The organism is Sessilibacter sp. MAH1 (genome assembly GCF_054658315.1).
In genome coordinates, this window is record NZ_BAAGIC010000005.1 from 199,690 (window position 1) to 214,029 (window position 14,340).

A 14,340-nucleotide genomic window follows, 5' to 3' on the forward strand; every position below is an offset into this window, starting at 1 on the left:
AGTTGTCAAAAATACCTCCAAAATCTCAATCAGGGTTTACTCTGATTGAGATTGTCGTTGTGGTATTGCTTGTGGGGCTGTTTGCAGGCATTGCCTCCATCAATATTCTCTCCTACGACAACGGCGATAAGCTCAAGGACTATACCGAAGACCTCTTTGATCAACTTCAATTTGCCGCGGATCAATCCCTGTTTACCGGTGAACACATTGCCTTAGTACCTGCTCTTCAAGATCCAGCCAACTCAACTGCGAGTCAAGATCAATGGGAGCTGCTTTGGTATCGCTGGCGTGATGACGAATGGCAAAAAATTGAAGAATTAACGCCGATCAGACCTCCTGAAATTGCTGAGCTAAGCATCGAAATCGACGACAAACCACTCGATTTTTATCTATGGCTCGACAGACAGACCGAGGGAGAGGGAGAAGACGAGGAAGAAGAAATTGTTCCAGCGTTGGTATTTTATGGTGGCGGCGAAGCCCTGGGAGCCACGGTAATACTCGGACTTACTCCTCGCGCTTCTGAAGGCGTTACTAATTTTGAAGATCGTTACCAGCACATAGATATTAACTCTGTAGGGCAGGTTATATGGCGTGAACGACAAGCAGAAAAAGAGCTTACTGCTCAATCTGGAGTTCAGTAATGCTATCGACGAAGGCTTGCTCGACTCACTCATTCGTGAACAAAAACAAGGGCTTCACCTTAATTGAGGTCGTTGTTGCTTTGGTCATTGTTGCGGTGGCGCTGCCAGCTTTGCTCACTCTGGTAAGCCGCCAAAGCGATAATACATTTCAGCTGAGAGAGCGCACCTTGGCCGAGTGGGTTGCCCATGATCAGCTGCAAACCTTTCGCATCAATCATCAGTTAACCGGGCGAATTCTCGACGGACGCCAAACCGGCTCGACCGAGTTTGCTGGTGTTTCCTGGTATTGGGTCGCAGAGTCCCAAGACACTGCCGTAGAAGACATGATCCGTATCAACATAGCAGTAGCTGCCGACGAGAACGACCTTCGCGACTATCCCACAGCTACGCTCTCAGCATTTATTTATAAGTGAAGCCCGTGACATCACGCGTTATTTCTAACTCCAAAGGCTTCACCCTGATTGAATTATTGGTGGCTCTTGCCCTTACCGCCGTTGTTTTGACGTTGGCTTCACTGGCTTTGACATCTTCGATAAATAGCGCGCAAAGCAGCCGTGAGGCTATGACAGATATCAACTCGATAGCACGCGCCATGCGCATTCTCGAAACAGACTTTAAACACACCGTTGCCAGAACCAGTTACTTGTTTGGTATCGCCACCGATAACGGTTTTGGTACAGAGATCGATAACAACTATTTGATAAAGTTTATTCGCAGTGGTCGACCAAACCCAGTTGACCTAAGACGAAGCTCCCTATTACAAGTAGGTTATAGATACCAAGACCAAATTCTGTACCGCGACACTTGGCCTGAGACCATAGACGCAACTCTCGAAGACGCTGAAGACATCGCATTGCTACAGGGCGTCACAGATTTCCAAATCTTATTTTTACCCTTAGGTTCAACAAGTGCTGAAGGGCCGTGGGTCGATGAATGGCCCGAGCGCGGCACCACAGGCCTACCTATTGCGGTACAGGTGACCATCGAAACCGAAGAATTCGGTCGCATGACTCGTTTATTTACGATTGTTACTGAAATTAACAACCCTCGTAATGAAGCTCCACCCGAAGATAATTCTGGGGAAGGCGGCTCTGGAGAGGGTAATAATCAGGACAACGATAATAATAACCGAGGTAACCGTGATTCATAATCGCAGAGCACTAAACCTACCCTCGACACATCAAAACGGCGTCGCTTTAATCGCCGCGTTAATCATTGTTGGTTTGGTGACGGCCTTGGCCATTGGTCTTGCTACAACTCATGATCGAACCCTACTGCTGGCAGAGAGTCGCTTCCACGGCAATCAAGCTCAGGAATATCTGCTCGGTGCAGAAGAACTTGGTCGATTCGCGCTTGAGAAAGACTTCGAGAGTGATCGCGAAGATAACGAATTAGTAGACAGCCTAGAAGAACCTTGGGCACAGGAACAACCATTTCCTTTAGATGAAGGTTTTCTAAAAGGCCAACTCGAAGACGCTCAAGGTAAGTTCGACGTTAATCGTCTTGCCGTGCAGAACCAAGACAACGGCACGGGCGACACCAGTCCAGAGCGGTACACATCGGATCAGAAAAGATTCATTCGACTGCTACAGCTGTTGGATGAAGAAAATCCAATGTCGATCTCAGACGCCATCGAGATATTGCAGCCTATCATTGACTGGATTGACCCCGACGATGACAGCTTTGGTTTTAGCGGTGCCGAATCTCTGGAATATCAACGTGAAGATCCACCGATTCGTCCAGCAAATGGCCCGTTAAAAAGCGTTTCCGAGTTGCGTTTGGTAAAGTCCATGACTCCAGAACTGTTCGATGCTTTGGAGCCTTACATTACCGCCTTGCCCGACAGTAACGGTTTGAACGTAAATACCGCCAAACCGCTATTGCTGCGCACCATTAATTTAGAGAACGACCTAACACCGCTATCTAAGGCAGACGGTGAACAGATGCTCCTAGATCGAGCAGGTTCGGGTTATATTGGTATTGCGGAGTTCCTCGACAGTGGCGTAATTTCGTCACTAACGCCATTGGGTACCGTCAGCTCGAATGGTTTGACGGTTAACACCAGTTATTTCACTTTGAAAGCAGAAGTTGAAGTCGGTAGACAAAGACGCACCCAGTACAGCCTAATATTACGCGATAACGGCGACGCCAAAATTATTCAACGCAGCGATTTCAACTTATAAGAATGTCTGATTAAAACTGACATATTCGTAATACTAGAAAGGCCTTACACTAGCCCATAGAAATTTAAAGACATTGAAAATGACAGTGCCAATGTTTGGCCTCGAATAAAATCAGGGATGCGTTGACCAGAGGCTCAAACGGTAGTCACAGCGCTAAATTTGAACACAGCTTAATTTGAACACAATAGAGAAAGAACGTTGATCGGATTGGCTCCGAGCATGGAAGTGTATGAATAGAATTATCGCGATTTACGACAGCTCAATTGCAGGTCAAAACCCGCAAAGCCCAGCGCTAACTTGGCGACTTGCGCAAGACGGCGACTGGATGGGTCCAGCCATGCAAGGTTCTGCCACTGACTTGAGTCAGGCGCAATCGGCCGCCAATGCAGAAGTATGGCTGGCTCTTAGCTCCTGCGATCTTGTTATGCTGGCTCAATCCTTTTCATCTAAAGAAAAGCGCCACATTGCCAATCTAATGCCCTACGAATTAGAAGAGCAAATTATTGGCAACGTCGACAACATGCACTTCGCTTACGGACAATTTGAAAACGATATTGTTACCGTTGCTTACACCCCCATTGATCCTCTTAAAACCCTGATCGACACCATAGAATCAGCGGGCGCGGAAATTACAGTTTGCTTGCCGTTGTTTTTACTGCTTCCCAGAGCTGATAAACAGTGGGCTATTCGCTGGTTAGGCGACGAGAGCCTTGTTGAAGTCCGTTACGATAAAGATCTTGGTTATCTCATCGAATTAGATATGCTCGCCGGCTCTCTGGAGTCTCTCGCAGCGACCCTCGAAGAGGCAGAACGCCCGACCGAAGTAAAGCTCTACGGACAATCTTTTGAAGATTTGCAAACCTTGCATAACCACTTACCCAATGCTTATCAAGAGATCGCCACCAGCCAGCAATGGGATCAGTGGCTGAGCTTAAGCATGGAATTGCTGCCACCCATTAATCTTCGCCAATATGCGTTAGGTAGAGCACTGCCAGTTGCCCGCTGGTGGAAAACCTGGCGCCCTGCGGCAATTGCCGCAGCCATTGCCTGTGTGCTGTATTTGGGCGGAAACTGGGTACAAATCTTCCAGCTGAAAAGCGAGCAAAAAGCCTATTTGGCTCAAGTCGAGCAAGCGTATCGATCAGCGGTTCCACAGGGTGTTATGGCCGATCCCGAGCGTCAACTGCGCAACCAACTTGCCAAATTTAAAGACAACAGCAGCGCGGGTGGATTATCCGTCACAACGTTGCTTGCACAAATTACCCCGATCATCGCTGCATCCGAAAATGTGGTGGTAAAGAACATCAACTTTGTAGAAGGTGACATGCGCTTAACGGCAGAGTCTTCAAACTTCCAGCAGATTGATCGCTTACGGGCAGAATTAGAAGGAAGCCAGCTAGTCGCTGAATTACAGGGAACCTCATCTGTTCCGAACGGTGTTCAGGCTCGGCTGCGTATAAGGAGTGGACAATGAACGCCATCAACGAATATTGGGCAACGCTCAGTCGTCGAGACCAAGCTGCACTTTTCATTTGCTCTGTAGCCATTGGCTTGGCGATTATTTGGTGGCTTTTGCTCGAACCATCGGCGAACACTCTCGCCAATCAAAAGTTATCCACACAGTCAACCTCCGAGAGTTTGGCTCGCGTTCGCGAAATGGCGCTAGAGCTTAAAGAATATCAAACCGGCGGCGGCCCTAAGGTTTCTAGTGCGCCATTGAGTGAGTTGATCGACAGAAGTCTACGTTTGCGCGGCTTACGCATGAGCAGCTTCCAACCGGTACGCGAAGGCGAAGTGCGGCTGCGTTTAGAAGAAGCCGAATACGGGAAAGTCATTGAGTGGCTCTACCAAATGGAATACGAAGAAGGGCTGCAAGCCAAAGAGCTTACCGTGACACCAACACGCACCAGCGGTCGTGTCTCGGTAAGTATTCGTCTTGCCCGATAAACCCTTTTTTTACTGGAACGTAACGACTTAGACGCACATGACTCAATCAAATATCCTAACCAAAAAGCGGCTCTGGTTTGGCCTTATTCTTCTTCTGATAATCCTGTTGATCGCACGTATTCCGGCAATTTGGGCTGCCTACGCTTTTACCCAAGCGGCGCCGGGTTTGCGTATGTCAGAAATCAACGGCACCTTATGGACTGGCCGTTCGGGTTCCACGCAAATCATTCTTGGTGGCGACCTATACAGCCTCGGTGAACTGTCTTGGTCTTTGCATCCCACAAGCCTGTTAACGCTGACACCATGCGCCGACATCAAGGTCTCGTTTCAAAACCAAAATGCCGCTGGTTTAGCCTGTGTAAGCAGTAGCGGCGCCGTAACGCTCAGTGACTTTGAGGCCAACTTTCCCGCGGGCCTTACCAATCTTTTTTCACCCACTCAATTGGCGGGAAATTTTTCGGTCATCATTAGTGAAGGTGACTTCGACGGAGAACACGTAAAAGCGATTGATGGCAGCGTGTCTTGGCGAGAGGGAGCATTTCACGACGGCGAAAAATGGCTGCGCGTTGGCAGCTTCGGCGCTCGACTTTCCGGCGATGGCCAGCAGGGTATCAACATCGATCTTCAAGACCTTGGCGGCCCAGTATTGGTCGATCTAGACGCCAACTACAACCCCACACTGCGCCCTAACGACGATGTAGGCATACTGTTCACCGGTGAAGTCGGCGTCCGCGATTCTGCTCATCCCGATTTAGCCACCATATTACCAACCATGGCGGCTTCGGTTGGAGAGCCTTCTGATAATGGCTATCGAATCTCTTGGAGCTTCTAGTCACTCGTCTGCGGCCGGTTGAACCGGTCGCATTACGCAGATTTAAAGGCTAAATGTGCCTAAGTTTTCAGATCTCACAAAATCCGTTCACTCGGTGTCCGCACAAACCGTCTTGTTACTGGTTGCGATGCTGTTTTGCAGTCATGGCCACGCTAAGTGGTTTCAAGAGAATTGGGCCATTATGGGCACCTCGGTCGGTGCGCGCTTCTGGCTCGATGACCCAGACGCACGACTGCAAGATACCAACCCCGAACAATTCAAAACACAAGTTAACGAACAAAAGTATCGCGCCGAACACATTCTTGGCTTAATCAAGGCCGAAATGGAGCGCTTTGATCAAACCTACAGTCCCTACATAGAATCCAGTGAACTGTCACAGGTTAACCTTCACGCCTACAAAACAGCGCAAATCGTGTCACCCGAGTTTGCGTCTTTGATTAATAAATCCCTTTGGATGAACCAAATTAGCGATGGCGCGTTTGATGTTACCTTTGCCTCGGTAGGGCGTTTTTATGATTACCGCGAAAAGATCGCCCCAAACGACGACAAAATTACCCAAAACCTCCCAGCCATAGGCCGCGATCGTTTGCGGTGGAATCCTCAGACACGCAGCATAAAATTCACCCACCCGGCGGTTAAGATTGATTTTGGCGGATTAGCCAAGGGATACGCTGTAGATCGTGGCGCAAAAATATTAGCCGAGAACGGAGTGCGTCACGGCAGCGTAAACGCCGGTGGTGATACGCGGCTGCTTGGCGATAATCGCGGTCGACCATGGTTAATTGGCATTAAAAACCCACGCCTTGACGATAAAAAACTGAGTTGGGAAGAACAGCAGGTACTTAAGTTACCGTTACAAAATGAAGCCATCTCAACATCCGGTGACTACGAACGTTTTTTCATTGACGAACACAGCGGTGAGCGAGTTCACCATATACTGAATCCGAAAACGGGCAAATCGAGTCACGGATTAATCAGCGTCAGCGTTATTGGCCCAGAAGGGTTTAATACCGATCCATTATCAACGGCGGTGTTTGTGCTCGGCGCCGAAAAAGGCCTCGCCATGATCAATAAACTGAATGGCTACGAAGCAATTTTAATCACCGAATTTGGCAAAGTTGTGTATTCGAATGGACTTATAGATCCATCCCAATAAGGATTGGGTCGCCAAAGATTTCTCGAAACTGGAAACACGTCACGCCTATCGCATTCACAAAGCCGCTGATTTAAGTACAATTTTCGTCATCAAAGCGCGTTAGTGTGCTTTTTGGCACTCTTTAATTTTGCACCTCGCTTATACTCGCAGGTAGGATCGTCCAATCGCAGCGAAATAAGCGACGCAACCAACAGGCGTGGAATTGGTTTTACCCAGAAACACTACTGCGCGTAAAACCAGTCGGTGATGGATATCGACGAGACACTCAAGGAATCTGGATATGGCTTTGCCATCCCAAAAAGTAAGGCAATTAGGAGAACGCAGTTCCATGTCTGCACTTCGCAACTCGAATTGGCTTCGAGTCATAAAAACTCTAGGCAGCGCACTGACTTTGGCTTGTGCCTGTACCGTCGTTCACGCTCAAGAAGCCGAAAAACCGGTTAGTGAGCAAATTGAAGACCTCAAAAAGCAAGTACTCTCGTTGAATCGAGACCTTCTGATTTTAGAGGAAGAGTTACTCTATCCCGCCAACAGCCAAGTAGCTGTGTATCTCTCCATGGATATTGGTGAGTTTTTTGAGCTGGATGCCGTAAAGGTTCACATTGACGACAAGCTCGTTGCTAGCGAACTCTATACAGATCATCAAGTTGACGCATTGTTTCGAGGTGGCGTACAACGCCTGTATCTCGGCAATCTCAAAACCGGCGAGCACCGTTTAACGGCGTTTTTTACCGGCATTGGTCCAGAGGGCCGCGAATACAAACGTGCCGCAGAAGTTACCATCAACAAAGAAACCGAAGGTAAGGTTTATGAACTAAAAATCATAGACTCTACTGCCAAGTTGCAACCGGTGTTTGAAATTAAAGAATGGCAATTGTTCTAAACACCAAGCGGCTTGGTCTTCCTGTTGCGATCGCACTGATCAGCCTATCAAGCCTCGCTTTTGGTGCTAAAAAAAAGGAAGAGCCGCTCTCAAGCGTCGCTGATTTACGCTACGGCGTTACCTTGTATCACTACTATCAAGGTGACTACTTTGACGCGCTCAGCGAACTCTATGTCGCCAAAGAGCGCGGTGGTATTTCCGGCCACAAAGATAATCCTGAAATCATCGAAGGTGGAATTAGCCTTGCCTTTGGCATGCACGAAACCGCCAGCGACATTTTCAATCGCCTCTTAACTGAAGAGCGCCCCGCAAAAGTTCGCAACGCCGCTTGGCTAAATCTAAGTAAGCTTGCCTATCAACGCGGGCTTTGGGCCACGGCCAACGAATCCATCAATCACATGAACACCGACGATATCCGCTATGAAGTCGATATCGAACGCCGTGCATTAGCCGTAAATACGCTTATTCATCTCGGTGATCTTGCTGGCGCAGAAAGCGCCTTAGCAGAACTCGATGCAGAACTTGCCAAAAAAGACCCCACCGCCTGGCCTTACTATCTGCATCACAACCTCGCCAGCGCCTACGGTCGCACAGGCCAGTTCCAGCAGGCGATTGCGCATTACCAGCAGGTTTATGCATCGGATCTAACCGAAAAAAGTTTGGAGCCCGAGTTACAGCAAGCACTTCGCGATAAAGCTCATACAGCCGCAGGCTTCAGTTTACTGGCGCTCAACCAGTATCAAGACGCGCAACAAGAATTCAACCAAGTGCGACTCACCAATGGTCTGGCTAATCAAGCCTTGCTCGGCTCAGGCTGGGCAGCTTATGGCCAAGAAAAATACGCCGATGCCATTCGACCTTGGCAGGAACTGCTGCGTCGCGACAGTGATGCGCCAGAAGTGCAAGAAGCCATGTTGGCCTTGCCTTACGTTTACGAAAAAATGGGTGCCCAGGGAGAGGCTCTTTTTGCCTACCTAGATGCCGAAAGCAATTACGAAATCGAGCTGGCTCGCATTCATGAAGCCGAACAAAAACTGCAAGAAATCGACCTTTTACCACTGCTCAATTTAGAGATCGATCGCAACAGTACCTGGCTAAATACCCCCGACTTAATCGAAACTCCGGTCATCAATTATTTACAACGCTTGGTCGCCAAAAATCTCTTTCAAGCTCGGGTACAGGAGCTTCGCGATCTCACCGCGTTACTTGAAGAGCTCAAGGGCTGGGAAGCAAAACTGGTCGATTACCAAGACCTAATCTCTGCTCGCATTGATCAAAGGCTTGCCCAAGAAACCGAAATTCGTGAACGCAACTACGCTCAAATAATCAATGATGCCGTCGCCCAAAAGTCCCGTATTGACGCGATAATCGCCAATATTGAATCAAATCGAGACTATCTTGCGCTAATTACCGATGCCGACACCAACGACCTGATCGATCGCGCCGAGAAAAGCGTCAACACCGCCAAAATTGCCGGTGATCAAGTCAGCGCTCGTAAAGCTGCGCAGGCGAAATTGTTTTACGGAATACTCTATTGGAACGCCTCGCAGGCTTACCACGACCGCATTTGGGAGCTAAAAGAACAAAGCCGCCAACTCGAAACCAACATTACCGAGCTGAAACAATCCTTCGCTAAAGTTCAAGACGCCAGCACCTTGGCTCCCGACATAGCGCCCATGGCGGTGCGTCTCGATGATGCACAAGTGCAAATTACCGATAAACAAACCCGCCTCAGCAACCTGCTCACCGATGTCGAAGCAGACTTAAAAGAAGGTCTTTTGGCGGAGCTTGACTCGCAAAAACAACGCGTGCGCTTCTATTTGGCCGAGACCAAGCTCTCGATCGCGCGCCTTTACGATACTCGCCCGGCAAACGGCGAAACTATCCTCGATACCAGTAAAGACGCACCGTTAACACTGCCTCAAGGTACTTCGGAGGCAGTCGATGAATAAGTTGCCTATACACAATCGCTCTATAGCTATCAAACTGCCACAGAAGCTGGCGCTGGCCGCTGCCGTCAGCGCTTTGGTGGCGTGTAGCAGTGTTGATGTGGTTGAAACCGGCCCAACGCTCCAAGATATTGAACCGGCGCGAATTCCAAACCCAACGCTGCCTGTACCGAGTGTCTCCATCGATGAAATCGAAAAAAGTTACCGCGAAGCCCTAAGCTACGCCGATAATCCAGATACTCGACGCAAAATCTTAATTCGTTTAGCGGGCCTTGATATGGCGCGTAACGAAGAGGCTCTAGCCAACTCAGAAGCTCCTGGCCGATTCTTCGACAGCTCCATTGAATTGTACAAAGAACTGATTGAGTTACAGCGCACAGCGCCCGCCGGTGTAGAAACTCGCGTCGACGAGCTCCTGTATCAACTGTCGAAAGCCTATGCTCTAGATGGCCGTACTCAAGAGTCCGACAGCACGCTCACCGAATTGGCCACAGAATACCCAGATTCACCCTTCTTGGCCGAAGCCTATTTCCGCCGCGCCGAGCGCAGCTTCAGCGAAGAAAACTACCGTATCTCAACCGAGCGTTACGAAGCGGTGGTGGAGCGCGGGCCAAACACAGCATTTTTCGAAAACGCCTTGTATATGCTCGGCTGGAGTCAGTTCAAACGCACCGTCTACGAAGAGGCAATCGATTCGTTCACCCAGCTGTTGGATCAATACCTAAGCAATGGCAAGACGCTGGCGGATCTGAACAATAATGATCGGACGTTAGCCGACGATACGCTAAGAGTTATCAGCCTATCGTTCTCTTATCTCGATGGCCCTAAAACCATCGCCGAAACCTATGAGCGATTGGGCGAGCGCGACTACGAATACTTGTTGTATCAGCACCTAGCAAACCTGTATCTGAGCAAAGAGCGTTACAGCGACAGCGCTGAAACCTACCAAGCCTTTGTTGATCGCTATCCGTTAAGTGATTTGGCGCCTAGCTTTAGTGCGGCCAAAATTAAGGTATATGAAACCGGCGGCTTCCCAGACCAGCTTGTACCCAACAAGGAGCAATTTGTTGAGTTGTACGGTATTAACAGCGAGTACTGGCAGGTTAAAACAGAAGGCGTGCGCGATCGGTTACGACCAACGCTGCATCAGTTCCTAACGGAACTGGCCAAGTATCGTCACGCTCGTGCACAGCAATGGCGTAAAACCTTGGCAGAGAACCCTAAAGATAAGTTCTTGGTGGATGATCAACCCATTACAGATCAGTCGGTTATCAACGAATTTATTCTTGCGGCCAAATGGTACCAAGAGTTCGTTTTAACCTTCCCGGATGACCCTGATCGCGGCGAAATCAACTACCTGCTTGCCGAAGCACTGTATTCATCGGGCCAGCTAAAGGCGGCCTACCAAGAATACGAACGAGTCGCCTACGAATTAAACGCCCAGCAACGCGACGCCAAAACCGCCGCGCAATCGGGTTACACCACGGTGATTCTGGCCAAACAGCTGCAAGAGCAAGCGCAAACCGAAGAAGACAGAAGCTACTGGCAAAACCAAGCCATCGAAAGTGGCGTCCGGTTCGCCAATGTTTTTCCAACGGATGATCGCGCCGTTGCCGTGCTTACCGAATCGGCACAGGGCTATTTCACAACCGGTAAACTCAATCGCGCCATCGAAGAAGCCTTGCGAGTCACACAGTGGCAGCCACCGGCGGAAGGCCAAGTGCTTAAAACCGCGTGGCTGATTGCAGCACAGTCGCAGTTTGATACCGGCGCTTTTGTTGACGCCGAATACAGTTATCGCCAAGTGATTGCTCTGTTGCCAGAAAAAGACCCAGAGCGTGAATCCTTGGTGCTGCGTATGGCTGCGGCCATCTACGAACAAGCGCAAAACCAGCTGGCTAGCGGCAACAAACAAGAAGCGGTCATGCAATTATTGCGTGTTCGTGAGAACGCTCCGAATACCGAAATCGCGCTAACATCACACTACGACGCCGCTAATCATTTGATTGAGCTGGAAAACTGGAGCCAAGCGCGCGACGAACTCATTGAGTTCCGCGTACGCTATCCCAATCATTCTCTTGCCAACACCATTGGCCCCAAATTAGTTGTAGTTTATCAAGCTCTTGAAAACTGGGCACTGGCAGCTGACGAGCTGTTGATTGTTATGGAGCAAGACAAAGACCCTGAGGTACAGCGTCAGTCTTTGCTATTGGTTGCCGATTTATTTGAACGCGATGGCAACCTTGAGCGCGCCATCGATAACTATCGTCGCTACGCTCACACCTATCCAAAGCCTTTTGGCGAAAACATGGAAGCTCAATTTAAAATGAGCGAACTGTACAGCCAACTCGGTGATGTCGATAAGCGTAACTTCTGGCTGCGTAAAATGGTTACCACCCATGATCGCGCCGGAGAAGACAAAACCTTCCGCAGTATGTATTTGGCAGCCTGGTCATCAACAGAACTCGCCGAGCAACAATTCCAAATATTCTCGGCCATTGACCTAACGCTGCCACTGCAATCGAGCTTTAAAAAGAAAAAAGCCGCCTTCGAAAAAGCACTAGATTCCTACAACAAAGCCTTGAGCTACGACATTCAACAGGTGTCTACCGAAGCCAGTTACAAGGTTGGCGAAATCTATCGTTTATTGGGTCGTGCGCTTCTCGATTCGCAACGTCCGGGTAATCTGGACGAGCTTGAACTTGAGCAGTACGAGATTTTGCTCGAAGAGCAAGCCTATCCCTTTGAGGATAAGGCCATCGAAATTCATTCTAGCAACAGCCAACGTGCGTGGAGCGGTATCTACGACGAGTGGGTACAAGCGAGTTTTGAATCTCTGCGCAAATTGCAACCGGGTCGTTACGACAAGCCAGAACAGTTGATTGAGGTGAGCCGTGAAATTTATTAATGGGCTAAACCTTTGCGCCAAATCTGCCGTGGCGATTGCTCTCATCACGTTAACCGGATGCAGTGGTCAACTGCCAATTTCATTACCCGGAATTGGCCAACAACCAAACGGCGCCAGCGAACAAACCAACGCACCTGAAACCGCCAGCGCAGAGACCGCAACCAACTCGGACAGCGAAACCACAGATCTCACAACTGATCCTTCAGGTGTAGCCCTGCCACCTGCAAATCCCTATTTGGCGAATGCTGTTGCCGTAGATCCAACGACTGAGGCCCTTTTTAACCAAGCACTTGCGGTTCAACTCGATAAAGACTGGACGGCAGCCGAGCTTGCCTGGCAAGAATTAATACTGGTCGCGCCGAATTTATCCGGCCCATATTTGAATTTGGGCTTGGTATACGATGCAACCAACCGTCTTGAAGAGGCGCAAACCGCCTATGAGAAGGCCATTGAAGTTAACTCGCTCAATCTAGATGCCTACAATCAGCTGGCAATTCTTAAACGTAAACAGGGTGACTTTAAAGGCGCTGAAGCCAATTACTTGAGTGCGTTATCGATTTGGCCGGAACACTCCAAATCACACCTCAACCTTGGCATTCTCTACGAATTGTACATGGGCGATTTATCAAATGCGCTTTTGCATTACGAACAGTACCAAGCCTTGCAAACAACTCCCGATGACAAGGTCGATGGCTGGATTCGCGATCTGCGCCGTCGGGTCGATCAACAAGACTCTGGTAGTTAACACTGTGCACAGGTCTCAACTTGGAAAGATCATCGATGAAAAGTAACACCTTTGTTTTATTGATCTCATTTGTTTGTGCTGTAATTGCCAACCTCGCGAGCGCACAATCAACTGTGATTACGCTTGAAGAAACCGTCACAGGTAATCAGGAGCAGCCCAAGGTTTTATACATCGTGCCTTGGAAAACCGCGGCCAATGCCGAGGAGTTTTCCCAAACGATTAGCTCACAGTTACAAGGCAGCGTCTTCGAGCATATCGAGCGTGCCGAATTACGGCGCGAAGTGAAATATCTTGAAAGCCTAAACAAACAAGATGTCGATCCGCAGTAAATTGCTAAGCTTTGCTTCCAACACATAACTTCTCTTTGGTTCTTTCGCGTTAAACGCGGAAATTTTTGCATGTTAGTCAGGTAAATATTATGGATTTTTTCAGCAACGTAGTTCGTTTCTTCCAGGACGGCGGCACTTTCATGGTTCCAATCGCTTTAGTGCTTGCCATTGGTTTAATTGTCGCCATTGAGCGCTGGATCTACCTCACCTACGCCAAGCAATCTAATCGCCGCGCGTTCGATCAAATTTTGCCAATGCTGAAAAAGAAAGATTATTCTGGCATCGTCAAAATGGGCCAAAACAGTAAAGCGCCCGTTGGCCGTATGGTTGCTGCGGGCGTTATTCGTATGGCCGAAAGCCCACGTCGTGACGACATCGAGTTGGCCATGGAAGAAGGCGTTCTTGAAGCCATGCCACGCCTTGAAAAGCGTACCAACTACCTTGCCACTTTGGCGAACATCGCCACTCTTTTGGGTCTTTTGGGTACTATTATCGGTCTTATCGCCGCATTTACCGCTGTAGCTAACGCCGACCCTACCGAAAAAGCCTCGCTGCTTTCACAATCTATTTCCGTTGCGATGAACACCACAGCATTCGGTTTGATCTCAGCAATTCCGCTGCTTTTAGCGCACGCCATTTTGCAAACCAAAACCACCGAGATCATCGACAGCCTAGAAATGGCCGGTGTTAAGTGCTTAAACGTGTTGGCCGGTGGCAGCAGTGCCAAAACCCGCAACGAAGACCCTGGCGCCGCAGTACGCTAATTC

Annotated in this window: 14 protein-coding genes; all 14 read left to right on the forward strand. The window is 49.1% G+C overall.

Annotated features, from left to right (window positions below; genetic code table 11):
- The first annotated feature begins 2 nt into the window (after positions 1-2).
- The 14 genes from ACYQ28_RS07385 (at position 3) to ACYQ28_RS07450 (ending at position 14,337) form a co-directional block, all read left to right on the forward strand.
- Positions 3-641 carry a pilus assembly FimT family protein gene (locus ACYQ28_RS07385; protein ID WP_460164701.1) on the forward strand — a complete coding sequence of 213 codons (639 nt, stop codon included), beginning with the start codon at positions 3-5 and terminating at the stop codon, positions 639-641.
- Positions 641-1,054 carry a type II secretion system minor pseudopilin GspI gene (gspI, locus tag ACYQ28_RS07390; protein ID WP_460049174.1) on the forward strand — a complete coding sequence of 138 codons (414 nt, stop codon included), beginning with the start codon at positions 641-643 and terminating at the stop codon, positions 1,052-1,054. The genes ACYQ28_RS07385 and gspI overlap by 1 nt, the downstream gene beginning before the upstream one ends.
- A 5-nt stretch (positions 1,055-1,059) precedes the next feature.
- Positions 1,060-1,791 (forward strand): type II secretion system minor pseudopilin GspJ, encoded by a 732-nt coding sequence (gene gspJ / locus ACYQ28_RS07395; RefSeq protein WP_460049175.1) that lies wholly within the window; start codon positions 1,060-1,062, stop codon positions 1,789-1,791.
- Positions 1,781-2,824 (forward strand): type II secretion system minor pseudopilin GspK, encoded by a 1,044-nt coding sequence (gene gspK / locus ACYQ28_RS07400; RefSeq protein ID WP_460049176.1) that lies wholly within the window; start codon positions 1,781-1,783, stop codon positions 2,822-2,824. Before gspJ ends, gspK begins: the two co-directional genes overlap by 11 nt.
- A gap of 229 nt (positions 2,825-3,053) precedes the next feature.
- Positions 3,054-4,298 carry a type II secretion system protein GspL gene (gspL, locus tag ACYQ28_RS07405; RefSeq protein WP_460049177.1) on the forward strand — a complete coding sequence of 415 codons (1,245 nt, stop codon included), beginning with the start codon at positions 3,054-3,056 and terminating at the stop codon, positions 4,296-4,298.
- Positions 4,295-4,771 (forward strand): type II secretion system protein GspM, encoded by a 477-nt coding sequence (gspM, locus tag ACYQ28_RS07410; RefSeq protein WP_460049179.1) that lies wholly within the window; start codon positions 4,295-4,297, stop codon positions 4,769-4,771. The genes gspL and gspM overlap by 4 nt, the downstream gene beginning before the upstream one ends.
- Positions 4,772-4,808: 37 nt before the next feature.
- Complete coding sequence (locus ACYQ28_RS07415; protein WP_460049180.1) at positions 4,809-5,603, forward strand: type II secretion system protein N; 795 nt, start codon at positions 4,809-4,811, stop codon at positions 5,601-5,603.
- Between the two features lie 55 nt (positions 5,604-5,658).
- On the forward strand, positions 5,659-6,759 hold the full coding sequence (locus tag ACYQ28_RS07420) for an FAD:protein FMN transferase (RefSeq protein WP_460049182.1): 1,101 nt from the start codon (positions 5,659-5,661) through the stop codon (positions 6,757-6,759).
- Between the two features lie 280 nt (positions 6,760-7,039).
- Positions 7,040-7,642: an AraC family transcriptional regulator gene (locus ACYQ28_RS07425; protein WP_460049184.1), complete on the forward strand. Its 603-nt coding sequence runs from the start codon at positions 7,040-7,042 to the stop codon at positions 7,640-7,642.
- Positions 7,627-9,594 (forward strand): hypothetical protein, encoded by a 1,968-nt coding sequence (locus ACYQ28_RS07430; protein ID WP_460049185.1) that lies wholly within the window; start codon positions 7,627-7,629, stop codon positions 9,592-9,594. Before ACYQ28_RS07425 ends, ACYQ28_RS07430 begins: the two co-directional genes overlap by 16 nt.
- Positions 9,587-12,499, forward strand: a complete 2,913-nt coding sequence (locus tag ACYQ28_RS07435) for a tetratricopeptide repeat protein (protein ID WP_460049187.1) — start codon at positions 9,587-9,589, stop codon at positions 12,497-12,499. Before ACYQ28_RS07430 ends, ACYQ28_RS07435 begins: the two co-directional genes overlap by 8 nt.
- On the forward strand, positions 12,486-13,244 hold the full coding sequence (locus ACYQ28_RS07440; protein ID WP_460049189.1) for a tetratricopeptide repeat protein: 759 nt from the start codon (positions 12,486-12,488) through the stop codon (positions 13,242-13,244). The genes ACYQ28_RS07435 and ACYQ28_RS07440 overlap by 14 nt, the downstream gene beginning before the upstream one ends.
- A 35-nt stretch (positions 13,245-13,279) precedes the next feature.
- Positions 13,280-13,573, forward strand: a complete 294-nt coding sequence (locus ACYQ28_RS07445; protein WP_460049190.1) for a hypothetical protein — start codon at positions 13,280-13,282, stop codon at positions 13,571-13,573.
- 89 nt (positions 13,574-13,662) lie between these two features.
- The gene (locus ACYQ28_RS07450; protein WP_460049191.1) at positions 13,663-14,337 is read left to right on the forward strand and encodes a MotA/TolQ/ExbB proton channel family protein; all 675 of its coding nucleotides are present in this window, start codon (positions 13,663-13,665) and stop codon (positions 14,335-14,337) included.
- Positions 14,338-14,340: the final 3 nt, after the last annotated feature.

Coding starts and splice junctions, on each gene's coding strand:
- gspI (WP_460049174.1), top strand. CDS start 641: ATGCTATCGACGAAGGCTTGCTCGACTCACTCATTCGTGAACAAAAAC.
- gspL (WP_460049177.1), top strand. CDS start 3,054: ATGAATAGAATTATCGCGATTTACGACAGCTCAATTGCAGGTCAAAAC.
- gspM (WP_460049179.1), top strand. CDS start 4,295: ATGAACGCCATCAACGAATATTGGGCAACGCTCAGTCGTCGAGACCAA.
- ACYQ28_RS07415 (WP_460049180.1), top strand. CDS start 4,809: ATGACTCAATCAAATATCCTAACCAAAAAGCGGCTCTGGTTTGGCCTT.
- ACYQ28_RS07425 (WP_460049184.1), top strand. CDS start 7,040: ATGGCTTTGCCATCCCAAAAAGTAAGGCAATTAGGAGAACGCAGTTCC.
- ACYQ28_RS07430 (WP_460049185.1), top strand. CDS start 7,627: ATGGCAATTGTTCTAAACACCAAGCGGCTTGGTCTTCCTGTTGCGATC.
- ACYQ28_RS07435 (WP_460049187.1), top strand. CDS start 9,587: ATGAATAAGTTGCCTATACACAATCGCTCTATAGCTATCAAACTGCCA.
- ACYQ28_RS07445 (WP_460049190.1), top strand. CDS start 13,280: ATGAAAAGTAACACCTTTGTTTTATTGATCTCATTTGTTTGTGCTGTA.
- ACYQ28_RS07450 (WP_460049191.1), top strand. CDS start 13,663: ATGGATTTTTTCAGCAACGTAGTTCGTTTCTTCCAGGACGGCGGCACT.